The following is a 24,398-nucleotide window of genomic DNA, read 5'->3' on the forward strand; positions in this document are numbered from 1 at the left end:
AAAACCTGCATGCAAGATTTGCCTGAAGGAACGAGGGGCCGCTTCGCAGCCCAGCGGGAGCAAGCTCCCTCGCCACAGATTCAGCCAGGCCACGAACTCAGGTAAAGCCTCGGGTATCACCCCCGATACTGCCCCGGCGTTGCCGCCAGGTGCTGTTTGAATGCCCGTTGAAAATGCGCCTGATCGGCGAACCCTGCTTCCAGCGCCACGTCTGCAATCAGCTTGCCACTGCGTAATTGATCCTGGGCGAACTGGATGCGCCGGTTCACCAGGAACGCGTGGGGCGTCATGCCGTACTGCTGTTTGAAGGCGCGGATCAGGTAGGACGGTGACAGTTGCGCCGCCTCGCAAATATCTTCGAGCTTGAGGGTTTGCGTGCAGTGGTCGCGGATGTAATCGGCGGCACGCTCCAGCTTGAAGTTGGGTTCACGCAGCGGTGGGTCGATCGGGTTCAATCGCTGCTGCACATCAGTGAAAAACTCCACCGCCACGCTGTGTTTGCGCAGCACATCCTGTTGCGGGTCGACCAACACTTCATACAACCCCGCGAGACCGGCAAACAGGTTGGCGTCCCGCGTATGGGTCACCGAAAAGCGGCGAAACGCCGTGTCATCGCTGAACCCGAGCTGGTGCTGCAAATCGGTCAGCCACGGCGTATCGACGTACAGCATCAGGTACGACCAGGGTTGGTCTTCGATCGGGTTGCAGGCGTGGACGTCGCCGGGGTTCATCAGTACGACCGTGCCGGCGCTGACTTCGAATGCGCACTGCTCATGGATATAGGTGCTGCGCCCGGCGGTGATCGCCCCGATGGAAAAGTGCTCGTGGGCATGCCGGGTGTAGCAGACTTCGCGCCCGTCGGCGATGGAGCGGGCTTCGATGAAGGGCAGGGCATCATCGCGCCAGAAGCGCGGGGCCTTGTCGGCGTTTTTGGCAACGGCGTGCTTCATGCTCACTCCTTGGCAGGTCAGTGCCCGAGTGTATTAGCTCTCGCCGTCAAAGGCTCGTTGCAGTTCGGCGATGTCGAGTTTTTTCATCTGCATCATCGCTTGCATGGCCCGTTGGGATTTTTTCGTGTCCGGGTCTTTGATCATGTCCATCATGGCGACGGGGACGATCTGCCACGACAGCCCGAACTTGTCCCGGAGCCAACCGCATTGCTGGGCCTCGGGCGCGCCGCCGGCCGACAGGTTGCCCCAGTAATGGTCGACTTCTTCCTGGGTCAGGCAATTGACCTGAAATGAAACCGCCTCACTGAACTTGAACAACGGCCCGCCGTTGAGGCCAGTGAAGCTCTGCCCGTCGAGCTCGAAGCTGACGGTCATGACCGAACCTTCGGGCCGGCCGTGGAATTCGAAACCGGCGTGGCCGTAATGGGTGATGGCCGTGATTTTCGAATGATCGAAGATCGAACAATAGAACTTCGCCGCCTCTTCGGCCTGATTGTCGAACCACAGGCAGGGTGTGAGTTTTTGTACGCGTTGCATGGTGCCAACTCCTCTGCAGATTGCGCATGTCCCGGACTTTCAGAGTAGTCAGCCTCTGGTCGTCTGGCCGTACCGTAGATCGAGAAAAATGCTACGTGGTTGTGACGGTGTAGTCGAAATGACGTTAAGAAGAGTCAAATAGACCATTTTTGCGGTGGGTCTTTATGACTCCTATGCGCACAAGTGCCCGGATCTAAAGGGGTAAAAAGCTGGCACGGGACTTGATCAGGTAAACGTACAACTGAACGGCTACAGGAGTACGGGACATGTTCAACTTCTTCAGCAACCCTCAGAACGTTCTTGAATTGTCGAGCCGTGTGCTCGGTGCTGGCCTGACGATGCTGCTGGCCGGCATCTACGGTGCCTATCTTTACGACGGCCACCTGTCGATTGTCGTGCTGGTGGCCATGCATGCCATGACCATTGTCGGCCCGACCCTGTTGAAAATCGGCTATGTCATGCGCCTGCTTTCCCAGTATCGGCTGAGCCGAGGCCTGGTCCGGGTGGTGGCTTGATGCGCCGGCTTGCCGTTGCACCGGTCTTCAGTCTGGGCTTCCGGCCGTTCTTTCTCGCCGGTGCCGGTTTCGCGACCATCGCCGTGGCTATCTGGGCTTTGTGGCTGTACGGGCGCTTGCCCGGTGCGCAACCGGTGGGCGGCATGCTCGCCTGGCATCGGCATGAAATGCCCTTCGGATTTGCCTCGGCCATCATTGCCGGGTTCCTCCTGACCGCGGTGCCCAACTGGACCGGCCGGCCTGGGCTCAAGGGCTGGCCGCTGATCGGCCTGGTGCTGGTGTGGCTGCTGGCCCGGCTGGCCTGGTACCTGCCGATATCGGCGCCCTTGCTCCTGGCCTTGCAAGTGCCTTTCCTGCCGCTGCTGGCGTGGGTGTTGGGCCGCGATCTGCTGGCCGCGGGCAAGCGCGAGAATTATCCGATTCTGTTGATGGTGTCGCTGCTGGCCGGGTGTCAGGCGTTGACGTTGCTGGGGTTTGCCGTTGATGACGCCAATCTGCAACGCCGTGGCGTGCTGGCCGCTTTGTGGTTGGTGGGCGCGCTGATGAGCGTAATCGGCGGGCGGGTGATTCCGTTCTTTATCCAGCGCGGCTTGAACCGTCCGGCAACGCCAGCGGCCCATCCGTTGCCGGGCAAGGTGTTGCTGGTCTGCGCCATGCTGGCGGCGGTGTCTTTTGCCGCCGGTTTGAACGACGTCCCACGTGTGTGGCTGGCAGTGTTGTTTGCGTTGATCAGCAGTTTGCATCTGCTGCGCCTGTGGCGCTGGCATGACGGCGGCCTGTGGCGCGTGCCGCTGCTATGGTCGCTGTACCTGGCTTACGCCTGGCTCGCGGTGGCGACGCTGGCCATGGCGCTGTGGCATCTGGGCGTGATGCCGCAACAAAGCCTGGCCACCCATTCGCTGGCCGTCGGGGGTATCGGCGGGTTGATCCTGGCGATGATCGCGCGGGTCAGCCTGGGGCATACCGGGCGTTTGCTGCAGCCGTCCAGGGCGATCGTTGCTGGGTTTGTCCTGCTGTTGCTGGCGGGGGCATGTCGAGTGTGGTTCGTGCCTTTCTCCGAGTATGGCCTGGCGCTGTCGGCGCTGTTGTGGTGTGGCGCCTTTGCGGTTTTTGTCTGGCGCTACACCGGCATTTTGTTGGGGCCGAGGCTCTAGCGAAGACCTTCAGGGCCGCCCTTCGAGGCGGATTTTTCATGACCGGTGGTCGATGCGCCACGGCCTGCCGGAAAATTTGCGCTTAGCTGAAGGGATAGCCCGAGGCGCGCGCAGGTTGGACAAGACCGCAGCGACGCCCCTTCAGATCATCGTGAGCCTGAGGAATTGCGCCATGCTGACCCTGAACATCAATGGCCAGGATCAGGAGCTGGATGTCCCCGCCGACATGCCGCTGCTCTGGGTCTTGCGCGATGTGGCCCACCTCACTGGCACCAAATTCGGCTGCGGCATCGCCCAATGCGGGGCCTGCACCGTGCACGTCGACGGCGCACCGCTGCGCGCCTGTATCACACCGGCCACGGCTGTGGCCCATGGGCAAAGGATTCTCACCATCGAAGGCCTGTCCGCGGACGGTTCGCACCCGGTGCAACAGGCCTGGGCGGAACTTGACGTGGTCCAGTGCGGTTACTGCCAGTCCGGGCAGATCATGTCGGCGGCGGCGTTGCTGGCGAAGATTCCGAAACCGACCGACAGCGACATCGATCAGGCACTGTCCGGCAACATCTGCCGCTGCGGCACTTACCCGCGGATTCGCGCCGCCGTCAAGCGCGCCGCCGAGCTGGGTTGAGGTGGCCATGAACAGCATCAGCAGGTTATCGCGCCGTGGTTTTCTCAAGGGCAGTGCGTGGCTGGGCGGTGGGCTGGTGGTCGCGTTTGTCATTCCCGGCGCTCACCGGTTCGCCATGGGCGCGGAGAACCGGGGCAACGTGTTTGCACCCAACGCCTTCCTGCGCATTGGCAATGACAACAGCGTCACCGTGTTGCTGGGACACTCGGAAATGGGCCAGGGCATCTGGACCGGCCTGACCATGCTGATTGCCGAAGAGCTAGACTCCGACTGGGCAAGGATCCGTGTCGAGCATGCTCCGGCATCGGCTGCCGATTACGGCATGGCCGGGTTTGGCGGGATGCAGATCACCGGTGGCTCGACCTCGACCTGGATGGAGTTTGATCGCTATCGCCAGGCGGGCGCAGCGGCGCGCCTGATGTTGATCGAGGCGGCGGCCAAGCGTTTCAATGTTCCGCCGTCCGGGATTCAAACCGAGTCGGGCGTGGTCATCGCTGGCGAGCATCGCGCCACTTATGGCGAATTGGCCGATGACGCCGGTCAACTGCCTCGGCCGGACCCGGCCTCGATCAAACTCAAGGACGCCAAGGACTGGCGGCTGATCGGCAAACCCACCAGGCGTCTGGACACACCGGAGAAAATCACCGGTCGGGCGAAATTCGGCATGGACGTGCAGTTCGACGGGCTGATGACGGCGATGGTCGCCCGTTCACCCACATTCGGCGGTAGCGTCAAATCCTTTGAAGGCGCCGAAGCGCTGGCAATTCCGGGTGTACACAAAGTGGTGCAGGTGCCGACGGGCATCGCGGTGATTGCCGATCATTATTGGGCAGCGAAGCTGGGCCGCGATGCGCTGAAAATCGACTGGAACCTGGGGCCGAATGCCGGGCTCGATAGCCAGGCGCTGCTGGAAAGCTTCCGCAATCTTGCCGCCACCCCCGGCCTGAACGCCGGTCAGGCCGGCGATACCCAGGCTGCGCTGGCCAAGGCGGCCAAGGCAATCGACGCTGAATACAGCGTGCCTTATCTGGCCCACGCGCCGATGGAACCGCTGAACTGCACGGTGCGCATCACCAAGGACAAGTGCGAAATCTGGACCGGTACCCAGTTTCAGACCCTGGACCAAATGGTCGCCGGGAAAATCACCGGGCTCAAGCCCGAACAGGTCGAGATCCATACCGAGTTTCTTGGCGGCGGCTTCGGGCGGCGGGCCAATCCGACGTCGGATTTCGTCAGCGAGGCGGTGTATGTCGCCAAGGCCGCCGGTGCACCGGTGAAAACCGTGTGGGCGCGGGAGGACGATATCCGTGGTGGCTATTACCGCTCGGCGTTCCTGCACCATGCACGTATCGGGCTGGATGCCGACGGCCTGCCACTGGCCTGGAAGCATGTGATGGTCGGGCAGTCGATCATGGCCGGAACTTCGCTTGAAGCGAGCATGGTCAAGGACGGGATCGACAAGACCTCCGTTGAAGGCGTGGCCGACAGCCCCTACCTCGAAGGGCTGGCCAACCACCAGATTGAACTGCATTCACCGCAGACCGGGATCAGCGTGTTGTGGTTGCGTTCGGTGGGGCACACCCACACCGCGTTTGTCATGGAATCGCTGATCGATGAACTGGCCACGGCAGCGGGCAGGGATCCGGTGGAATATCGGCGCACCTTGCTCAAGGACCATCCGCGCCACCTCGGTGTGCTGAACCTTGCGGTGGAGAAAGCCGACTGGAAGGCACCGCTGCCGGATGGCCATGCACTGGGTGTGGCGGTGCACGAGTCGTTCGGCAGTTACGTGGCTCAGGTGGCCGAAGTGTCACAGGACAACCTCGCCATTCGCGTGCACCGGGTGGTGTGTGCGGTGGATTGCGGCATCGCGGTCAACCCGCAGAGCATCGCCGCGCAGATGGAGTCGTGCATTACCTTTGGCCTGGGCTTCACCTTGCACAGCAAACTGACGCTCAAGGACGGGCGGGTGGTGCAGTCCAACTACCACGACTATCAGGTGCTGCGGCTCAACGAAATGCCGGTGGTCGAAGTGCATATCGTACCCAGCAGCGACAAGCCCGGCGGCATCGGCGAAGCCGGTGTGCCACCCACGGCCCCGGCGGTGGCCAACGCGGTGTTTGCCCTGACCGGGCAGCGCCTGCGGGAGCTGCCGTTGCAGTTGTCGGGGGTGTGAGATGAAACGACATCATTGGTTGCTTGGGGCGGTGATCCTGGTCGTTCTCGTCGCCTACGCATCGCACGTGTTCGCCGATGACCGCGAGGCCTTGCAGGCGTTCGATACCGTGCAGAAGGTGTTCCAGAGCCCTCGTTGCCAGAACTGCCACATTCCCGGTGATTCGCCGCTGCAATTCGATGCCGGGGTGCCTCACGCCATGAATGTTGTGCGTGGCATGGACGGCAAGGGCTCGGCCGGGTTGCCCTGTGCGACGTGCCATGCCCAAAGCAATCCACCGGCCAGTTATGGGCCTCACGCGCCACCCGGCGCGCCACACTGGAGTCTGCCGCCGGCAGCGCAACGGATGGCCTGGATCGGCCTGCCGGCCGACCGGCTATGCGCGATGATCAAGGATCGCTCCAGCAACGGCGATCGGGATTTCGCCGCGCTGATCAAACACGTCAGCGAGGACAAGCTGGTGCTTTGGGGCTGGAGTCCGGGCGGCAATCGCGCGCCGGTGCCGGTGCCCCACGATATCTTCGTCACCCGGTTCAAGCGCTGGGCCGATGCAGGAGGGCCGTGCCCGGTGTCGGGTAGCTGACCAGTGGCACGCAAACAGGGAGCCAATGCGGGCATGTGCGACTCTAACGTGCATACCTGCCAAAGGAGTGAACGATGTTGATCTCAGGAAAAACGGGCAAATCGGGTCAATCCACCAATCCGTTGCTCACGCCACAGCAAGAACGTGAACGGCTGCGCGATCTGGCGCGCCAGGCCGAGCGAGAGTTGGCGGGCGTGCAAATGGCGAGCATGGATGAGCTGACGCTGCTGTCCAATCGCCATGGCTTCAGCGAACTGGCCAAGCTCGGGCTGGACGCTTGCCGGGAAGTGGCGACGCCGGCGACGCTGCTGTACTTCACCCTCGATGAATTCAAGCGCAACTGCTATCTATATGGCCGGGCCAAGGGTGACGATGCGCTCAAGACATTCGCCGATGTCCTGCGTATCGGCTTTCGTGAAAACGATGTGGTCGGACGGCTTGAAGGCGACCGGTTCGCGGCGCTGCTGACCGGTTCCAGTGTCGTGGAGATTGCAGCGATCAAGGCGCGACTCGACGAGATACTCGATGAACGCAACGCCACGGCGCATCGCAGTTATGACATTCGGTTCCGCGTTGTCCAGGTCGAGTATGACCCTGAGGTTCATGAGTCAATCGAGGAACTGCTGGGGGAGGCCGAGAGTGTGATGAGCCGTTAGGGTTGTGCCGTACTGGCGGACGCCTTCGCGGGCAAGCCCGCTCCCACAGGGCGGTGTGAACAACACAGGCCAGTGTGGGAGCGGGCTTGCCCGCGAAGAGGCCCGAACAGGCACTACATCCTTTCACTTGGCAAACAACTGCCCGATATCCTTGAACGCCTTGAACTCCAGCGCATTTCCGCAAGGGTCAAACAGAAACATCGTCGCCTGTTCACCCACCAGCCCCTGAAAACGAATGCCCGGCTCGATCACGAAGCGAGTCCCCAGCGACTTCAGCCGCTCGGCCAGCGCCTCCCATTCCGCCATGCCGAGCACCACGCCAAAGTGCGGCACCGGCACATCGTGACCATCAACGGCATTGGTGTGCGCGGCTTCTTGCGCAGGGTTGTTTGGCGCCAGGTGAATCACCAGTTGATGACCGAAGAAATTGAAATCCACCCAGTGATCGCTTGATCTGCCTTCCTCCAGGCCAAACACCTCACCGTAAAAGTGCCGGGCGGCAGGCAAGTCGTAGACAGGAATGGCCAGGTGAAAAGGGGACAGTTGCATCAGGCGTACCTCGGTGGCGGGTGGGAGTGTGTTGAGTTTAGTCCTGTGCTTTTTGATTGAAAGACGATAATTTTTGCATCGAGCTCAAATTATTTCGATCAATCGAGGCCGCTATGCTGCGAGAACTGAAAACCTTTGTCGCCGTGGCGCGCCACGGCACCTTCGCCGCGGCCGGCATGCACATCGGCCTGACGCAATCGGCGGTCAGCGCGCAGATTCGCAACCTGGAACACGCCCTCGGCATCCGCCTGTTCGATCGCACCGGCCGCCAGGCACTGCTCAATGCGGCGGGGCAGCGTGCGTTGCCGATGGCCAGGGAAATGCTCGAAACCTTCAGCCGCATGGCCGTCAGTGACGACATCAGTGAGTGCCGTGGTGAGTTGAAAATCGGCGCGGTGGCGACGGCACAGACCGGGTTGCTGCCGCAGGCGCTGCTGCGATTGCGTCAGCAGGCACCCTTGCTGGAACCCAAGCTGGTGCCCGGTGTATCACTGAATCTGCTGAGTCAGGTGGACACGGGAGAAGTGGATCTGGCGATCCTGATCAAGCCGCCGTTCGAGTTGCCCAAGGAGTTGTTCGCGCAGATGATCCGCCGGGAGCCGTTTGTGCTGATCGTACCGGCGGACCTGGAAGGCGATGATCCGTTGCAACTGCTCGTCGAGCATCCTCATGTGCGCTACGACCGCAATTCGTTTGGCGGGCGGCTGGTTACGCGGTTTCTGCGTGAGCAACAGATCGAAGTGCGCGTGGCGCTGGAGCTGGATGAACTGGAGGCCATTGTCAAAATGGTCGAGTGTGGCCTCGGGATTTCCCTGTTGCCAGAGGCGGGGCTGTGGCTTGAGCATGGGGCGAAGGTCAGGGTGATTCGGTTGGGCGAGTTGACCTTCTACCGCGAGATTGTGTTGTTGCGGCGGTACAGCCAGCGAACGCAGCCGATTCAGCAGTTGTTCGCGAAATGCCTGAACATCGAATAACCCTGTGGGAGCGAGCCTGCTCGCGAAGGCGTTCTGACATTCGACATTGAAGTTGACTGACACACCGCCTTCGCGAGCCGGCTCGCTCCCACAGGGGTGGGCTGCGACGCCCCGGAAATTGCAGGCGTAAAAAACCCGCCAGAAGAGGCGGGTTTTTTGGCTGACCGAGGATTACTCTTCGAGGCTGCCCATGGCCGTGGTGTTGAAGCCACCGTCCACGTACATGATTTCACCGCTGATGCCGGACGCCAGGTCCGAGCACAGGAAGGCGCCGGCGTTGCCGACTTCTTCGATGGTGACGTTGCGGCGCAGTGGGGTTTGCGCTTCGTTGGCGGCCAGCATCTTGCGGAAGTTCTTGATGCCGGAAGCGGCGAGGGTGCGGATCGGACCGGCCGATACACAGTTGACGCGAGTACCGTCCGGGCCCAGGGAGCCGGCCAGGTAGCGTACGCCAGCTTCCAGGGAAGCCTTGGCCATGCCCATTACGTTGTAGTTCGGCATGGTGCGCTCGGCGCCCAGGTACGACAGGGTCAGCAGGCTGCCGTTGCGGCCTTTCATCATTTCGCGGCCGGCCTTGGCCAGGGCCACGAAGCTGTAGGCGCTGATGTCGTGTGCGATGCGGAAACCGTCACGGGTGGTGGCTTCGGTGAAGTCGCCGTCCAGTTGGTCGCCAGGCGCGTAGCCCACGGAGTGCACGATGCAGTCCAGGCCGTCCCACTTCTTGCTCAGTTCTTCGAAGACCTTGGCGATTTCTTCATCGCTGGCCACGTCGCACGGGAAGCACAGCTCAGGGCTCGAACCCCAGCCTTGTGCGAACTCTTCGACACGACCCTTGAGTTTGTCGTTCTGATAAGTGAAGGCAAGCTCAGCGCCCTCGCGATGCATGGCGGCAGCGATGCCGGATGCGATGGACAGCTTGCTGGCGACACCGACGATCAGTACGCGCTTACCGGCGAGAAAACCCATGTGTTGCTCCTCTCTTTCAGGTTATTGCGCAGTTTCCGGAGCCAGGAAAGCGGCTTCCAGCAACTGCTGTGTATACGGATGTTGGGGAGCGGCAAAAATGCTTTGCGCGTCTCCCTGTTCGACCACTTGGCCATGCTTGACCACCATCAACTGGTGGCTCAGCGCTTTCACCACAGCCAGGTCATGGCTGATAAACAGATACGTCAGGTTGTACTTGGTTTGCAGCGAACGCAAAAGCTCCACTACCTGGCGTTGTACCGTGCGGTCGAGGGCCGAAGTCGGCTCGTCCAGCAAAATCAACGCCGGTTTTAACACCAATGCCCGGGCAATGGCGATTCTCTGCCGTTGCCCGCCGGAAAATTCGTGGGGGTAGCGGTGCCGGGTTTCCGGATCCAGGCCTACCTCCCTGAGTGCTGCAATGATCGCTTGTTCCTGTTCTGCCTTGCTGCCCATCCTGTGGATCCGCAGGCCTTCGCCAACGATCTGGCTCACGCACATCCGCGGGCTCAGGCTGCCGAACGGGTCCTGAAACACCACTTGCATCTCCCGCCGCAGCGGCCTGACCTGTTGCTGGGTCAGGCTATCGAGCGCCTGGCCTTCAAAGCGAATGGCGCCTTTGCTGGCGATCAACCGCAAAATCGCCAGACCCAGCGTCGATTTGCCGGAACCGCTTTCACCCACGATCCCCAGGGTCTGACCCTGGGGCAGGCTGAAATTGATACCGTCGACCGCCTTGACGTAATCCACCGTGCGCTTGAGCAAGCCTTTCTTGATCGGAAACCAGACTTTCAGGTCCTCGACCGCCAGCAAGGGCGGGCCGATCACATTGCTCGCCGGCTTGCCGCCGGGCTCCGCTGCCAGCAGTTCCCGAGTGTACGGATGCTGCGGCGCGCGGAACAATTCTTCGCACGATGCCTGTTCGACGATGCAACCTTGCTGCATGACACATACGCGATGCGCAATTCTTCGCACAAGGTTCAAATCATGGCTGATCAGCAGCAGGGCCATGCCCAATCGGGCCTGCAGTTCCTTGAGCAATTCGAGGATTTTCAGCTGAACGGTCACGTCCAGCGCGGTGGTAGGCTCGTCGGCGATCAGCAGTTCCGGCTCATTGGCCAGGGCCATGGCGATCATCACCCGCTGGCGCTGGCCGCCGGACAATTCGTGGGGCAGGGCCTTTAGACGCTTGTGCGGCTCGGGGATGCCGACCATCTCCAGCAGCTCCAGGGTGCGCTTGGTTGCGACCTTGCCGGTCAGGCCCTTGTGGATGCCCAGCACCTCATTGATCTGTTTCTCGATCGAGTGCAGGGGATTGAGCGAGGTCATCGGCTCCTGGAAGATCATCGCAATCCGGTTACCGCGAATGTGGCGGATGGTTTTTTCTTTCAGGTCCAGCAGGTTCTGCCCGGAATATTCGATGGTGCCGGACGGATGCCGGGCGAGCGGGTAGGGCAGCAGGCGCAGGATCGAGTGTGCGGTGACCGATTTACCGGAGCCGCTTTCGCCGACCAGGGCCAGGGTTTCGCCGCGCTTGATGTCGAAGCTGATGCCTTCGACCGCCCGCTGGCAGCGATTGCCGACGACAAAGTCGACGGACAGGTCGCGCACTTCGATCAGATTGTGCTGATTCATTTCACTTCCTCGGGTCGAAGGCATCGCGAGCGGACTCGCCGATGAACACCAGCAAACTCAGCATCAAGGCCAGCACCGCAAAGGCGCTGATGCCCAACCACGGCGCCTGCAGGTTGGATTTGCCCTGGGCCACCAGTTCACCCAGCGAAGGGCTGCCCGCCGGCAGGCCGAAGCCGAGGAAGTCCAGGGCGGTCAATGTGCCGATGGCGCCGGTGAGGATGAACGGCATGAAGGTCATGGTCGAGACCATCGCGTTGGGCAGGATATGGCGGAACATGATCGCGCCGTTCTGCATGCCCAGGGCGCGAGCGGCGCGCACGTATTCCAGGTTGCGCCCGCGCAGGAACTCGGCGCGCACCACGTCCACCAGGCTCATCCACGAGAACAGCAGCATGATCCCCAGCAACCACCAGAAGTTGGGCTGCACGAAACTGGCGAGGATGATCAGCAGGTACAGCACCGGCAGCCCGGACCAGATCTCCAGGAAGCGCTGCCCGGCCAGATCCACCCAGCCGCCGTAGAAACCCTGCAAGGCCCCGGCGATCACGCCGATGATCGAGCTGAGCACGGTCAGGGTCAGGGCGAACAGCACCGAAATACGGAAGCCGTAGATCACCCGGGCCAGCACATCGCGGCCCTGATCGTCGGTGCCCAGCAGGTTGTCCGTCGAGGGCGGGGCCGGGGCCGGGACTTTCAGGTCGTAGTTGATGCTCTGGTAACTGTAGGGAATCGGCGCCCACAGCACCCAGGCGTCCTTGGCCTTGAGCAGTTCGCGGATATACGGGCTCTTGTAGTTCGCCTCCAGGGGAAATTCGCCGCCGAAGGTGGTTTCCGGGTAGCGCTTGAGCGCCGGGAAGTACCAGTTGTTGTCGTAGTGCACCACCAGCGGCTTGTCGTTGGCGATCAGCTCGGCGCCCAGGCTGGCGCCGAACAGGATCAGGAACAGCCACAGCGACCACCAGCCACGCTTGTTGGCCTTGAACAGTTCGAAGCGTCGGCGATTGAGAGGGGACAGGTTCATCTCAATGCTCCCGGCTTTCGAAGTCGATGCGCGGATCGACAAAGGTGTAGGTGAGGTCGCCGATCAGTTTCACCACCAGCCCGAGCAGGGTGAAGATGAACAGTGTGCCGAATACCACCGGGTAATCGCGGTTGATCGCCGCCTCGAAACTCATCAGGCCGAGACCGTCGAGGGAGAAGATCACCTCCACCAGCAACGAGCCGGTGAAGAAGATGCCGATGAGCGCTGAAGGAAAACCGGCGATCACCAGCAGCATGGCGTTGCGGAACACGTGACCGTACAGCACGCGGTGGTTGGTCAGGCCCTTGGCCTTGGCGGTGATCACGTACTGCTTGTTGATCTCGTCGAGGAAGCTGTTCTTGGTCAGCAGGGTCATGGTCGCGAAGTTGCCGATGACCAGAGCGGTCACCGGCAGCGCCAGGTGCCAGAAGTAGTCGAGGACCTTGCCGCCCATGCTCAGTTCATCGAAGTTGTTCGAGGTCAGCCCGCGCAACGGGAACCAGTCCAGGTAACTGCCGCCAGCAAATACCACGATCAACAGGATGGCGAACAGGAACGCCGGGATCGCGTAGCCGACGATGATCGCCGAACTGGTCCAGACGTCGAAGTGGCTGCCGTGCCGCGTGGCCTTGGCGATCCCCAGCGGGATCGACACCAGGTACATGATCAGCGTGCTCCACAGCCCGAGGGAGATCGACACCGGCATCTTTTCCTTGATCAGGTCGATGACCTTGGCGTCGCGGAAGAAGCTGTCGCCGAAATCCAGGGACGCATAGTTCTTGACCATGATCCACAGGCGTTCCGGCGCCGATTTGTCGAAGCCGTACATGTGCTCGATCTCCTTGACCAGCGCCGGGTCCAGGCCTTGGGCGCCGCGATAGGCCGAGCCTGCCACCGACACTTCGGCACCGCCGCCGGCGATGCGGCTGGTGGCGCCTTCAAAGCCTTCGAGCTTGGCGATCATCTGCTCCACCGGCCCGCCCGGGGCGGCCTGGATGATCACGAAGTTGATCAGCAAGATGCCGAACAGGGTTGGAATGATCAGCAGCAGTCGCCGAAAAATGTACGCCAGCATCTGATTACTCCGTGCCCGCAGGACCGGCCTGCAGTGTGGTTTCGACTTCTATCGCAGGCTTGATGTCGGGCTTGACCCACCAGGTGGCCGTGCCGATGTCGTATTTAGGCGAGACCTTCGGGTGGCCGATGTGGTTCCAGTACGCCACGCGCCAGGTCTTGATGTGCCAGTTGGGTATTACGTAATAGCCCCATTGCAGAACGCGGTCCAGCGCGCGGGCATGGGCCACCAGGCTCTTGCGCGAATCGGCGTTGATCAGTTGCTCGACCAGTTGATCGACCACCGGGTCTTTCAGGCCCATGGAATTGCGGCTGCCGGGTTTGTCGGCGGCGGCCGACATCCAGAATTCCCGTTGTTCGTTACCTGGCGAATTGGATTGCGGGAAGCTGCCGACGATCATGTCGAAGTCCCGGGAACGCACGCGGTTGATGTATTGCGAGACGTCGACCCGGCGAATCACCAGGTCGATACCGAGGTCACTCAGGTTGCGCTTGAACGGCAGCAGCACCCGTTCGAATTCGGTCTGGGCCAGCAGGAACTCGATGACCACCGGTTTGCCGGTGGCGTCGACCATTTTGTCATCGACGATGCGCCAGCCGGCCTCCTGCAGCAGTTGATAGGCTTCCCTTTGCTGGGTGCGGATCATGCCGCTGCCGTCGGTGGTCGGGTTCTGGAACGCTTCGCTGAACACTTGCGGCGGCAGCTTGCTGCGCAACGGGTCGAGGATCGCCACCTGATCGGCATCCGGCAGGCCGGTGGCGGCCATTTCCGAGTTCTCGAAATAACTGCGGGTACGCGCATAGGCACTGTTGAACAGCTGCTTGTTGGTCCATTCGAAGTCCAGCAACAGCGACAAGGCCTGGCGCACGCGCACATCCTGGAACACGGGGCGGCGCAAATTGAATACGAACCCTTGCATACCGGTCGGATTGCCGTTGGGAATCTGTTCCTTGACCAGCCGACCTTCGGTGACCGCTGGAGTGTTGTAGGCGTTGGCCCAGTTTTTCGCGGTCATTTCCAGCCAGTAGTCGAACTGCCCGGCCTTGAGCGCTTCCAGGGCCACGGTGTTGTCGCGGTAGTAATCGGTGGTCATCACGTCGAAGTTATAGAAGCCCCGGTTGACCGGCAGGTCCTTGCCCCAGTAATCCTTGACGCGCTCATAGCGCACCGAGCGCCCGGCCTTCACTTCGCTGACCTTGTACGGGCCGCTGCCCAGCGGAATTTCCAGGTTGCCCTTGTTGAAGTCGCGGTCGGCCCACCAGTGCTTGGGCAGCACCGGCAGCTGGCCGAGGATCAGCGGCAGCTCGCGGTTATTGGTGTGCTTGAACTTGAACAGAACGGTGAGCGGGTCTTCGGCGACCACTTCCGCTACGTCGCTGTAGTAGCCGCGGTACATCGGCGCGCCGTCCTTGGTCAGCATCTGGAAGCTGAACACCACGTCTTCGGCACGAACCGGATGGCCGTCATGGAAGCGTGCTTCGGGGCGCAGGTAAAAGCGCACCCAACCGTTGTCCGGGGCTTTTTCGATCAGCCGGGCGATCAGGCCGTACTCGGTGAACGGTTCGTCCAGGCCTTGCTTGGCCAGGGTGTCGTAGATCACGCCGATGTCGTCCGCCGGCACGCCTTTGCTGATGAACGGGTTGAGGCTGTCGAAGCCGCCGAAACCGGCCTGACGGAACGTCCCGCCCTTGGGCGCATCCGGATTGACGTAGTCGAAGTGCTTGAAGTCGGCCGGGTATTTCGGCGGCTCGTTGTACAGGGTCACTGCGTGTTGCGGGGCGGCGCAGGCCAGCCCGGCGAACAACAGGCCGCTGGCCTGCAGCAGCAGGGTGCGGATGGGGTTCATTGATCTTTCTCCGAAGATTTCAGCCACCACGCGTTCAGGCCCAGGGCATAGGGCGGCGTGGTGACGAAGGCGAGCCGGTTGCGGTACGCCAGGCGGTGATAATTGAGGTACCAGTTGGGAACGATGTAGTGCTGCCACAGCAGCACGCGGTCGAGGGCCTTGCCGGCGGCGACTTGCTCGTCGCGGGACCGGGCGGCCAGCAACTGTCCGAGCAAATGGTCGACCACCGGGTTGGCGATGCCGGCGTAGTTCTTGCTGCCCTTGACCCCGGCCTGGCTGGAGTGAAAGTACTGCCACTGTTCCAGCCCCGGGCTGAGGGTCTGGTTGAGGGTCATCAGGATCATGTCGAAATCGAACTGGTCGAGGCGTTGCTTGTATTGCGCGCGATCGACCGTGCGCAGCCGCGCATCGATGCCGATGCTGGCGAGGTTCTCGACATAAGGCTGGAGTATGCGTTCCAGGTTCGGGTTGACCAGCAACAGCTCCAGTCGCAAGGGTTGCCCGGCGGCGCTTTGCAGGCGCTGGCCATTGAGCTTCCAGCCGGCTTCGGCAAGCAGGCCGAGGGCTTTGCGCAAGGTTTCTCTGGGGATGCCGCGCCCGTCGGTCTGCGGCAGGCTGAACGGTTCGGTAAAGAGCCTGGCCGGCAGTTGTTCACGATAGGGCTTGAGCAACAGCCATTCATGCCCGACCGGTAAACCGCTGGCCGAGAGCTCACTGTTGGGGTAGTAGCTCATGGCGCGTTGGTAGGCACCGCCGAACAGCGTGCGGTTGGTCCATTCAAAGTTGAACATCAGCCCCAGCGCTTCACGGACCCTGGCGTCCAAGAACATCGAGCGACGGCTGTTCATGAAAAGACCCTGGGTCTGGGTCGGGATCTGGTGGGGGATCTGTGCCTTGATCACGTCGCCGCGGCGTAGGGCGGGAAAGTTGTAGCCGGTGTCCCAGTTCTTCGCCTGATGCTCGATATAGATGTCAAACTCACCGGCCTTGAAAGCCTCGAACGCCACGTCGCTGTCGCGGTAGAACTCGACTTCCATGCGGTCGAAGTTGTACTTGCCGCGATTGACCGGCAGGTCCTTGCCCCAGTAATCCTCGACTCGTTCGAAGACGATCTGTCGCCCTGGGGTGACTGACGTGATGCGATACGGTCCGCTGCCCAGTGGCGGCTCGAAGGTGGTGGCCTTGAAGTCGCGACCTTTCCAGTAGTGCTGCGCCAGCACCGGCATTTCGCCCAGGCGCAGAATCAGCAGCGGATTGCCGGCACGCTTGAACACGAAACGGACCCGCTGCGGGTTGAGGATGTCGACCCGCTGCACTTCCTGAAGGCTGGTGCGGTACAGCGGATGGCCTTCCTTGAGCAGCAAGCGATAGGAGAACGCGACGTCGTAGGCGGTGATCGGCGTACCGTCATGGAAGCGTGCTTCGGGACGCAGGTTGAACACCACCCAGCTGCGGTCCTCGCTGTACTCCACCGACTGGGCAATCAGGCCATAGCTGGACGCGGGCTCGTCACCCGAAGGCGCGTACTGCCCGGTGCCGACCATCAGTGGCTCGTTGAGTTCGTTGATGCCGTATTGCAGGAAGTTCGGTGTGGTGACCGGGCTGGTACCCTTGAAGGTGTACGGGTTGAGCGTGTCGAAAGTGCCAAACGCCATCACCCGCAACGTACCGCCCTTGGGCGCTTGCGGGTTGACCCAGTCGAAGTGGGTAAACCGGGCCGGATACTTGAGCGTGCCGAACTGCGCATAACCATGGCTTTCGCTGATCGTCGCGCTTGCGGTGGAGCTCAAGGCCAGGCTGATCAGGAGCAGGGGCAGGGTACGCTTCAAATAGGGAATCCGATCCAGGCGGCTTGGGCATTATGGATCGTACAGTAACAGCTTGTATGGACAGGAAAAAGACGGGGGGTAAATGCGCAATATTGGCCGGGCCACAATCTCTGTGGGAGCGAGCTTGCTCGCGATGAGGGCGTGTCAGTCGCCATCAATGCAAACTGATAAGCCCTCATCGCGAGCAAGCTCGCTCCCACAGTTTTTTATGCTGCTCACAAGAATTGCGCAGGAATAAAAAAGCCCCAGGATTCAGGGGCTGTTTTTTAGTGCGGATTGGCCACCGTCAACATCTGACCGGGCTTCAGCGCCTGGCCGACACGCGGGTTCCAGCGCTTGAGGTGCTGCATCTCTACGTTGAAGCGCTTGGCCACGATGTACAGTGAATCGCCTTGCTGGACCTTGTACGTGGTCTGCTGCTTCTTGTTATTCGCCGCAATCACGGTGTTGACCCGCCCGGAACTGCGTTTGCCGTTGTCCTGCATGACCAGGGTCTGGCCGGGCTTGAGATTCTTGCCGGTCATATTGTTCCAGCGTTGCAGGTCCTTCACGTCAACGTTGTTGGCCTTGGCGATGGAGCCGAGGTTGTCACCCCGTTTGACCCGGTAGGAACGCCTGGCGGCGGCGACCTGGGTATCGTCGGCGCCTTCGAAGACCGGTTTGAGCGATTTCTTGCTGATCAACTCTTCAGGACGCATGGTCTGCAGGCTGCTGGTCAGCAGTTGCGCCTTGGAGGTCGGCACCAGCAAGTGCTGCGGGCCGTCGATGGTGGTGCGCTGCTTGAAGGCCGGGTTGAGCTGGAACAGTTCGTCTTCGTCGATGTTGGCGACTTCAGCCACCTTGGACAGGTCCATGCGCTGGTTGATTTCGACGACCTGGAAGTAGGGTTCATTGGCGATCGGGTTGAGGTTCACGCCGTAGGCTTCCGGTGCCATCACCACTTGCGACAGCGCCAGCAGCTTCGGCACATAGGCCTGGGTTTCGGCCGGCAGCGGCAGGTTCCAGTAGTCGGTTGGCAGGCCAAGACGCTCGTTGCGCTCGATGGCCCGGCTGACGGTGCCTTCACCGGCGTTGTAGGCCGCCAGGGCCAGCAACCAGTCGCCGTTGAACATGTCGTGCAGGCGGGTCAGGTAATCCATCGCGGCGGTGGTCGACGCGGTGATGTCGCGCCGGCCATCATAGAATCGGGTTTGACGCAGGTTGAAGTAGCGCCCGGTGGAGGGGATGAATTGCCAAAGACCCACCGCGTCGGCCCGGGAATAGGCCATCGGGTTGTAGGCACTTTCAATCACTGGCAGCAGTGCCAGCTCCAGCGGCATGTTGCGCTCTTCAAGGCGTTCGACGATGTAGTGAATGTAGAGGCTGCCACGTTCGCCGGCGTTTTCCAGGAAGGATGGATTGCTGGCGAACCACAGGCGCTGTTGCTCGATGCGCGGGTTGACGCCCAGCCCGTCCTGCAGCTGGAAGCCCTGCCGCATGCGCTCCCAGACGTCCTGTGGAATTTGCGGACTGGGTTTTTCGCTGAGCCAGATCGGCTTCTGCTTGGCGCGCGCGGCGATGTTCGGCGTATGCGCCGCATCAGTCTGCGGCGCATGGCTGGAACAGCCCGCCAGGGTGGCGGACACAGCCACCGCTATGGCTTGAGCCAAGCGGGTCAATGCGTCGGAACTGATGGCTTTGCGAATAGGTGACGACATTGGCTGGAAGTAAGTTCCGGGCAAAAATGTCGGGCGATTCTAGAAAGCACACCCAGCGCGGTCAACCTTTCAGAATTGTTGCAACCTTTTGAGATCCCTTTAGAACCTGACTTTCCAGGCTCGAAGCGCAGCAAAAACCATATCGGGCGCCGAGTTATCGGTGCCGGTCCGTTCGTCCGCTTTTTCTTTAACGGATGTTTCACCGGAGCGAAAAAACGGGTTTGTGAGCTTTTCCAGCGCCAGTGTCGACGGCAGCGTCATGATCCCGGATTCCCGTTGTCGGGTGACTTTGGCCAGGCGCTCGGCGGTGTCCGGATTGTCCGGTTCGACCGCTGCCGCGAACTTCAGATTGCTGAGGGTGTATTCGTGGGTGCAGTAGACCAGCGTGTCTTCCGGCAACGCCGCGAGGCGTGTCAGCGAGCTGTACATTTGCTGTGGCGTGCCTTCGAACAATCGCCCGCAGCCGGCGGCAAACAAGGTGTCGCCGCAGAAAAGCAGCCCGTGATGGTAATAGGCGATATGCCCCAGGGTGTGGCCAGGGACCGCAAAGACGTCGAAGTCCCAGCCGAGCACGCTGACCTTGTCGTTGTCCTTGAGCGCGACATCCCGCGCCGGGATCGTTTCGCTGGCCGGACCATAGACTTTCGCGTTTGTCGCTTTCTTCAGCAATTCGACGCCGCCGACGTGGTCATGATGGTGGTGAGTGATCAAAATATCACTCAGTACCCAACCCGGATTGGCCGCGAGCCAGGCTTGTACCGGGGAGGCATCACCCGGGTCGACCACCGCGCAGCGTTTGCTGCCGTGGTCCTGTAACAACCAGATGTAGTTGTCGGTGAAGGCGGGCAGGGCAGTGATCTGTATCATCGTCGGATTCGCCAAGCGGAAAACAATGGCGCATCTTAGAACTTCCTGGCGCGTTGGAGAATGCAATGACTGATAAAGCGTTCGCACAGGCTGATCCTGACTGGCTGGCGTTGATCAGCGCGGCCCGCGAGTGGCTGGCGGGTCCGATCGGGCAATTTCTGCTGGACGAAGAGCGGCGCATGCTCGAAGACGAACTCGGGCGGTTCTTTGGTGGCTATCTGGTGCATTACGGCCCCTCGGCCCAGCCCCCACCGTCAGCGCCGCAGGTGCAGCGTAACGTGCGCCTTGGCGCGCCATTGCCGGGGGTAGAGATCGTTTGTGAAGAACAGGCCTGGCCGCTGAGCGAGCATGCTGCCGATGTGGTGGTATTGCAGCATGGCCTGGACTTCTGCCTGTCGCCCCACGGTTTGCTTCGCGAGGCGGCAAGCAGCGTACGCCCCGGCGGGCATTTGCTGATCATTGGCATCAATCCCTGGAGCAGTTGGGGGCTGCGGCATGTGTTCGCCCAGGATGCGCTGCGCAAGGCGCGCTGCATTTCGCCGTCGCGGGTCGCGGACTGGCTGAACCTGCTGGGCTTCGCGCTGGAGAAACGCCGCTTCGGGTGCTATCGTCCGCCGCTTGCGTCACCGGCATGGCAGACCCGCCTGGCCGGTTGGGAGCGCAAGGCCGGTGACTGGCAACTGTCGGGCGGCGGCTTCTATTTATTGGTGGCGCGCAAGATCGTGGTGGGCCTGCGACCGGTCCGTCAGGAGCGGCGCGAGCCAATGGGCAAGCTGATTCCTTTGCCGATGGCCAAGGTCAACCGTCGCAACAACGAACCGTAATACACACTTTTCATTTGCGGCCGGGTCTGTCCCGGCTTCGGGCGTCGTCGATCAACGATCGGCGGGCCGGCGCATTTTCTGGATAGATTGGCATGAGCGATAGCGTAGAACTGTTCACCGACGGCGCCTGCAAAGGCAACCCGGGCCCTGGCGGCTGGGGCGCACTGCTGGTGTGCAAGGGCGTCGAAAAGGAACTCTGGGGCGGCGAAGCCAATACCACCAACAACCGCATGGAGCTGATGGGCGCGATCCGTGGCCTGGAAGAACTCAAGCGTCCCTGTGACGTGCTGCTGGTGACCGACTCCCAGTACGTGATGAAAGGCATCAACGAGTGGATGGACAACTGGAAGAAGCGCGGCTGGAAAACCGCGGCGAAAGAGCCGGTGAAAAACGCTGACCTGTGGAAGTTGCTCGACGAGCAGGTCAATCGCCACAAGGTCACGTGGAAATGGGTGCGCGGACACATTGGCCATCATGGCAACGAACGGGCCGACCAGTTGGCCAACCGTGGCGTCGATGAAGTGCGTGGGTACAAGCAGGGCTGATTCCGGTACTACCGATGCACCGCGCCGTGGCCTTCGCGAGCAAGCCCGCTCCCACACTGGATTCGTGTCGTCCACAAAGTTGTGAGCTGGCGCCGATTCAATGTGGGAGCGGGCTTGCTCGCGAAGGCGGCGACACGGTCTATCTGAAACACTCCGGCGAGCGTGTTAACATCGCCGCTTTTGCACGATTGACCGATTGAGAGCTGAGCACTGATGGCCACCAGATCCGTTGTACTCGACACCGAAACCACTGGCATGCCGGTGACCGACGGCCACCGGATTATCGAAATCGGTTGTGTCGAGTTGATCGGCCGACGCCTGACGGGCCGGCACTTTCACGTGTACCTGCAACCCGATCGGGAAAGTGACGAGGGCGCCATCGGTGTCCACGGCATCACCAACGAGTTCCTCGTGGGCAAGCCGCGTTTTGCCGAAGTGGCCGAAGAGTTCTTCGAGTTCATCAAAGGCGCGCAACTGATCATCCATAACGCGGCGTTCGACGTTGGCTTCATCAACAACGAATTCGCCCTGATGGGGCGCCAGGACCGCGCGGACATCACGCAGCACTGCACGATCCTCGACACCCTGATCATGGCCCGGGAACGTCACCCGGGGCAGCGCAACAGCCTTGACGCCTTGTGCAAGCGCTATGGCGTCGACAACTCCGGCCGTGAATTGCACGGCGCCTTGCTCGACTCCGAGATTCTCGCCGACGTCTACCTGACCATGACCGGGGGGCAGACCAGTCTCTCCCTGGCCGGTAACGCGTCCGATGGCAATGGATCCGGTGAAGGGGCGGACAATTCAGCCACCGAGATCCGTCGTTTGCCGGCGGACCGCCAGCCGACGCGTATCATCCGCGCCAGCGAAGACGACCTGGCCCGCCACGCCGCGCGCCTGGAAATCATCAGCAAATCCGCGGGCGCTCCGGCGTTGTGGGTGCAGTTGGCCGAGGCAGAAGCTCAGGCTTGAACCCAGTCTTTTTTGTAAGTTTTTTGTGGCGAAGAGGCAAACCCCTTCGCCACAAGTTGGTGCATCCCGCTCGCTACATCCGCTGCAACACTCTACCCTGAGGTGATTGGCAGGCTCTGGTCTGCCGCCTCAGGACACTGAGCCTCATGTATAAAGATCTGAAATTCCCGGTCCTGATTGTCCATCGCGACATCAAGGCCGACAGCGTCGCCGGCGACCGTGTGCGGGGGATTGCCCGGGAGCTGGAGCAGGAAGGATTCAGCGTCGTTTCGGCAGTGGACTACACCGAAGGAAGACTGGTGGCGTCGACTTACCATGGCCTGTCCTGCATGTTGATTGCGTCTGAGGACGCCAGCACCCATTCGCATTTGTTGCAAAACATGGCCGAACTGATCGGTCTGGCACGAGTGCGTGCGCCGGATCTGCCGATTTTCGCCCTTGGCGAAAAAGTGACCCTGGAAAACGCGCCCGCCGACGCCATGGCCGAGCTCAATCAGTTGCGCGGCATCCTTTACCTGTTTGAAGACACGGTGCCCTTTCTTGCCCGGCAGGTGGCCCGCGCCGCGCGCAAATACCTTGATGGCCTGTTGCCGCCGTTTTTCAAGGCCTTGGTGCAACACACGGCGGATTCCAATTATTCCTGGCACACCCCCGGTCACGGCGGTGGCGTGGCGTATCACAAAAGCCCGGTCGGGCAGGCGTTTCACCAGTTTTTCGGGGAAAACACCCTGCGCTCGGATCTTTCGGTGTCGGTGCCGGAACTCGGCTCTTTACTCGATCACACCGGTCCCCTGGCTGAAGCCGAGGCTCGTGCAGCACGCAATTTCGGCGCCGATCACACCTTTTTCGTGATCAATGGCACCTCCACGGCCAACAAGATTGTCTGGCACTCGGTGGTCGCTCGCGATGACCTGGTGCTGGTGGATCGCAATTGCCACAAGTCGGTGCTGCACTCGATCATCATGACCGGCGCGATCCCGCTGTACTTGTGTCCAGAGCGTAATGAGCTGGGGATCATCGGCCCGATTCCCCTGAGTGAGTTCAGCCGTGAATCGATCCAGGCCAAGATCGACGCCAGTCCGTTGACCAAGGGGCGTTCACCGAAGGTCAAGCTCGCCGTGGTGACCAATTCGACCTATGACGGTCTCTGTTACAACGCCGAACTGATCAGGCAGCAACTGGGCAATAGCGTTGAGGTGCTGCACTTCGACGAGGCCTGGTACGCTTATGCCGCATTTCATGAGTTTTTTGCCGGGCGCTACGGCATGGGCACGTCCCGTGATGAAGACAGCCCGTTGGTGTTTACCACCCATTCCACCCACAAGTTGCTGGCGGCATTCAGCCAGGCGTCGATGATTCATGTGCGCGATGGCGGCGCGCGGCAACTGGACCGGGATCGCTTCAACGAAGCGTTCATGATGCACATCTCGACCTCGCCGCAGTACGGCATCATCGCCTCGCTGGACGTGGCCTCGGCGATGATGGAAGGGCCGGCCGGGCGTTCGCTGTTGCAGGAAATGTTCGACGAGGCCCTGAGTTTTCGCCGGGCACTGGCCAACTTGCGACAGCACATTGCTGCGGATGACTGGTGGTTTTCGATCTGGCAACCGCCGTCGGCGGAAGGCATCGAGCGGGTCGTCACCGAGGACTGGTTGCTGCAGCCCGATGCCGACTGGCATGGTTTTGGCGGCGTGACCGAGGATTATGTGTTGCTCGACCCGATCAAGGTCACGCTGGTGATGCCAGGGCTGACGGCCGGTGGCGCCCTCAGCGAGCGCGGGATTCCGGCGGCGGTGGTCAGCAAGTTCCTTTGGGAGCGTGGCCTGGTGGTCGAGAAAACCGGGCTGTATTCGTTCCTGGTGCTGTTCTCCATGGGCATCACCAAAGGCAAGTGGAGCACGCTGCTCACCGAGTTGCTGGAGTTCAAGCGCAGCTATGACGCCAATGTCAGTCTGACCAGTTGCCTGCCTTGCGTGGCGCAAGAGAATGTGGCGCGGTATCAGGGCATGGGCCTGCGTGATCTATGCGATCAATTGCATGCCTGTTATCGCAGCAATGCCACCGCCAGGCACCTCAAGCGCATGTACACCGTATTGCCGGAAGTCGCGATGAAACCGGCGGACGCCTATGATCAATTGGTGCGCGGTGAGGTTGAGGCGGTGTCGATCGATGCGCTGGACGGGCGGATCGCCGCGGTGATGCTGGTGCCGTATCCCCCCGGCATTCCGCTGATCATGCCAGGCGAGCGCTTTACCGAGTCGACCCGCTCGATCATCGATTACCTGGCGTTTGCCCGCACGTTCGATAGCAGTTTCCCGGGGTTCGTTGCTGATGTGCACGGATTGCAACACGAAGATCAGGGCAGTGGGCGGTGCTACACCGTCGATTGCATCAAGGAGTGA

The 24,398-nt window shown here is 61.3% G+C and carries 22 protein-coding genes; 11 read left to right on the forward strand and 11 right to left on the reverse strand.

The features are described from left to right. Positions 1 to 116: 116 nt before the first annotated feature. Positions 117 to 950 carry an AraC family transcriptional regulator gene (locus RS887_RS30160; RefSeq protein ID WP_322618274.1) on the reverse strand — a complete coding sequence of 278 codons (834 nt, stop codon included), beginning with the start codon at positions 948 to 950 and terminating at the stop codon, positions 117 to 119. Positions 951 to 983: 33 nt separating this feature from the next. Continuing rightward, a complete protein-coding gene (locus tag RS887_RS30165) occupies positions 984 to 1,487 on the reverse strand; it encodes a VOC family protein (protein WP_008017554.1) in 504 nt (167 codons plus the stop codon). Positions 1,488 to 1,753: 266 nt separating this feature from the next. Between RS887_RS30165 and RS887_RS30170 the strand changes: the two genes are divergently transcribed. The 6 genes from RS887_RS30170 to RS887_RS30195 all read left to right on the forward strand — a co-directional run bounded on the left by RS887_RS30170 (position 1,754) and on the right by RS887_RS30195 (position 7,199). Further along, complete coding sequence (locus RS887_RS30170) at positions 1,754 to 2,002, forward strand: transmembrane sensor/regulator PpyR (protein WP_322618275.1); 249 nt, start codon at positions 1,754 to 1,756, stop codon at positions 2,000 to 2,002. Next, positions 2,002 to 3,156 carry an NnrS family protein gene (locus tag RS887_RS30175; RefSeq protein ID WP_322618276.1) on the forward strand — a complete coding sequence of 385 codons (1,155 nt, stop codon included), beginning with the start codon at positions 2,002 to 2,004 and terminating at the stop codon, positions 3,154 to 3,156. Before RS887_RS30170 ends, RS887_RS30175 begins: the two co-directional genes overlap by 1 nt. Positions 3,157 to 3,328: 172 nt before the next feature. Then, positions 3,329 to 3,784 carry a (2Fe-2S)-binding protein gene (locus RS887_RS30180; protein ID WP_057398449.1) on the forward strand — a complete coding sequence of 152 codons (456 nt, stop codon included), beginning with the start codon at positions 3,329 to 3,331 and terminating at the stop codon, positions 3,782 to 3,784. 7 nt (positions 3,785 to 3,791) lie between these two features. Then, the gene (locus RS887_RS30185; protein ID WP_322618277.1) at positions 3,792 to 5,960 is read left to right on the forward strand and encodes a xanthine dehydrogenase family protein molybdopterin-binding subunit; all 2,169 of its coding nucleotides are present in this window, start codon (positions 3,792 to 3,794) and stop codon (positions 5,958 to 5,960) included. Between the two features lies 1 nt (position 5,961). Next, complete coding sequence (locus RS887_RS30190; RefSeq protein ID WP_322618278.1) at positions 5,962 to 6,543, forward strand: hypothetical protein; 582 nt, start codon at positions 5,962 to 5,964, stop codon at positions 6,541 to 6,543. 74 nt (positions 6,544 to 6,617) lie between these two features. After that, positions 6,618 to 7,199, forward strand: coding sequence for a GGDEF domain-containing protein (locus tag RS887_RS30195; protein WP_322618279.1), 582 nt, complete (start codon positions 6,618 to 6,620; stop codon positions 7,197 to 7,199). Positions 7,200 to 7,322: 123 nt separating this feature from the next. Here the strand turns inward: RS887_RS30195 and RS887_RS30200 are convergent, their stop codons facing one another. After that, complete coding sequence (locus RS887_RS30200; RefSeq protein WP_322618280.1) at positions 7,323 to 7,748, reverse strand: VOC family protein; 426 nt, start codon at positions 7,746 to 7,748, stop codon at positions 7,323 to 7,325. A 113-nt stretch (positions 7,749 to 7,861) separates the two neighbouring features. On the opposite strand from RS887_RS30200, the gene RS887_RS30205 reads away from it, so the two are divergent. Beyond that, a complete protein-coding gene (locus RS887_RS30205) occupies positions 7,862 to 8,722 on the forward strand; it encodes a LysR family transcriptional regulator (protein ID WP_322618281.1) in 861 nt (286 codons plus the stop codon). Positions 8,723 to 8,893: 171 nt separating this feature from the next. Here RS887_RS30205 and fabI read toward each other — a convergent pair whose 3' ends face one another. The 8 genes from fabI to gloB all read right to left on the reverse strand — a co-directional run bounded on the left by fabI (position 8,894) and on the right by gloB (position 19,655). Further along, positions 8,894 to 9,688, reverse strand: a complete 795-nt coding sequence (fabI, locus tag RS887_RS30210; protein WP_111288616.1) for an enoyl-ACP reductase FabI — start codon at positions 9,686 to 9,688, stop codon at positions 8,894 to 8,896. A gap of 21 nt (positions 9,689 to 9,709) precedes the next feature. Next, positions 9,710 to 11,320, reverse strand: coding sequence for an ABC transporter ATP-binding protein (locus RS887_RS30215; RefSeq protein ID WP_322618282.1), 1,611 nt, complete (start codon positions 11,318 to 11,320; stop codon positions 9,710 to 9,712). A 1-nt stretch (position 11,321) separates the two neighbouring features. Then, positions 11,322 to 12,341, reverse strand: coding sequence for an ABC transporter permease (locus RS887_RS30220; protein WP_007999322.1), 1,020 nt, complete (start codon positions 12,339 to 12,341; stop codon positions 11,322 to 11,324). Position 12,342: 1 nt separating this feature from the next. Further along, positions 12,343 to 13,416, reverse strand: coding sequence for a microcin C ABC transporter permease YejB (locus tag RS887_RS30225; protein ID WP_008016112.1), 1,074 nt, complete (start codon positions 13,414 to 13,416; stop codon positions 12,343 to 12,345). Between the two features lie 4 nt (positions 13,417 to 13,420). Further along, a complete protein-coding gene (locus tag RS887_RS30230; RefSeq protein WP_322618283.1) occupies positions 13,421 to 15,262 on the reverse strand; it encodes an extracellular solute-binding protein in 1,842 nt (613 codons plus the stop codon). Beyond that, positions 15,259 to 17,079 carry an extracellular solute-binding protein gene (locus tag RS887_RS30235; RefSeq protein WP_416340020.1) on the reverse strand — a complete coding sequence of 607 codons (1,821 nt, stop codon included), beginning with the start codon at positions 17,077 to 17,079 and terminating at the stop codon, positions 15,259 to 15,261. Before RS887_RS30235 ends, RS887_RS30230 begins: the two co-directional genes overlap by 4 nt. Positions 17,080 to 17,357: 278 nt before the next feature. Then, complete coding sequence (locus RS887_RS30240) at positions 17,358 to 18,788, reverse strand: transglycosylase SLT domain-containing protein (RefSeq protein WP_322618285.1); 1,431 nt, start codon at positions 18,786 to 18,788, stop codon at positions 17,358 to 17,360. Between the two features lie 99 nt (positions 18,789 to 18,887). Then, on the reverse strand, positions 18,888 to 19,655 hold the full coding sequence (gene gloB, locus RS887_RS30245) for a hydroxyacylglutathione hydrolase (RefSeq protein ID WP_322618286.1): 768 nt from the start codon (positions 19,653 to 19,655) through the stop codon (positions 18,888 to 18,890). A 65-nt stretch (positions 19,656 to 19,720) separates the two neighbouring features. On the opposite strand from gloB, the gene RS887_RS30250 reads away from it, so the two are divergent. The 4 genes from RS887_RS30250 to RS887_RS30265 all read left to right on the forward strand — a co-directional run bounded on the left by RS887_RS30250 (position 19,721) and on the right by RS887_RS30265 (position 24,398). Further along, on the forward strand, positions 19,721 to 20,479 hold the full coding sequence (locus tag RS887_RS30250) for a methyltransferase domain-containing protein (RefSeq protein WP_322618287.1): 759 nt from the start codon (positions 19,721 to 19,723) through the stop codon (positions 20,477 to 20,479). Between the two features lie 92 nt (positions 20,480 to 20,571). Beyond that, positions 20,572 to 21,024 carry a ribonuclease HI gene (gene rnhA, locus RS887_RS30255; protein ID WP_108215886.1) on the forward strand — a complete coding sequence of 151 codons (453 nt, stop codon included), beginning with the start codon at positions 20,572 to 20,574 and terminating at the stop codon, positions 21,022 to 21,024. 213 nt (positions 21,025 to 21,237) lie between these two features. After that, positions 21,238 to 21,996, forward strand: a complete 759-nt coding sequence (dnaQ, locus tag RS887_RS30260; protein WP_008016120.1) for a DNA polymerase III subunit epsilon — start codon at positions 21,238 to 21,240, stop codon at positions 21,994 to 21,996. A gap of 146 nt (positions 21,997 to 22,142) precedes the next feature. After that, positions 22,143 to 24,398 (forward strand): arginine/lysine/ornithine decarboxylase, encoded by a 2,256-nt coding sequence (locus tag RS887_RS30265; protein WP_322618288.1) that lies wholly within the window; start codon positions 22,143 to 22,145, stop codon positions 24,396 to 24,398.

This window comes from Pseudomonas sp. BIC9C (assembly GCF_034541995.1).
GTDB lineage: Bacteria > Pseudomonadota > Gammaproteobacteria > Pseudomonadales > Pseudomonadaceae > Aquipseudomonas > Aquipseudomonas fluorescens_CC.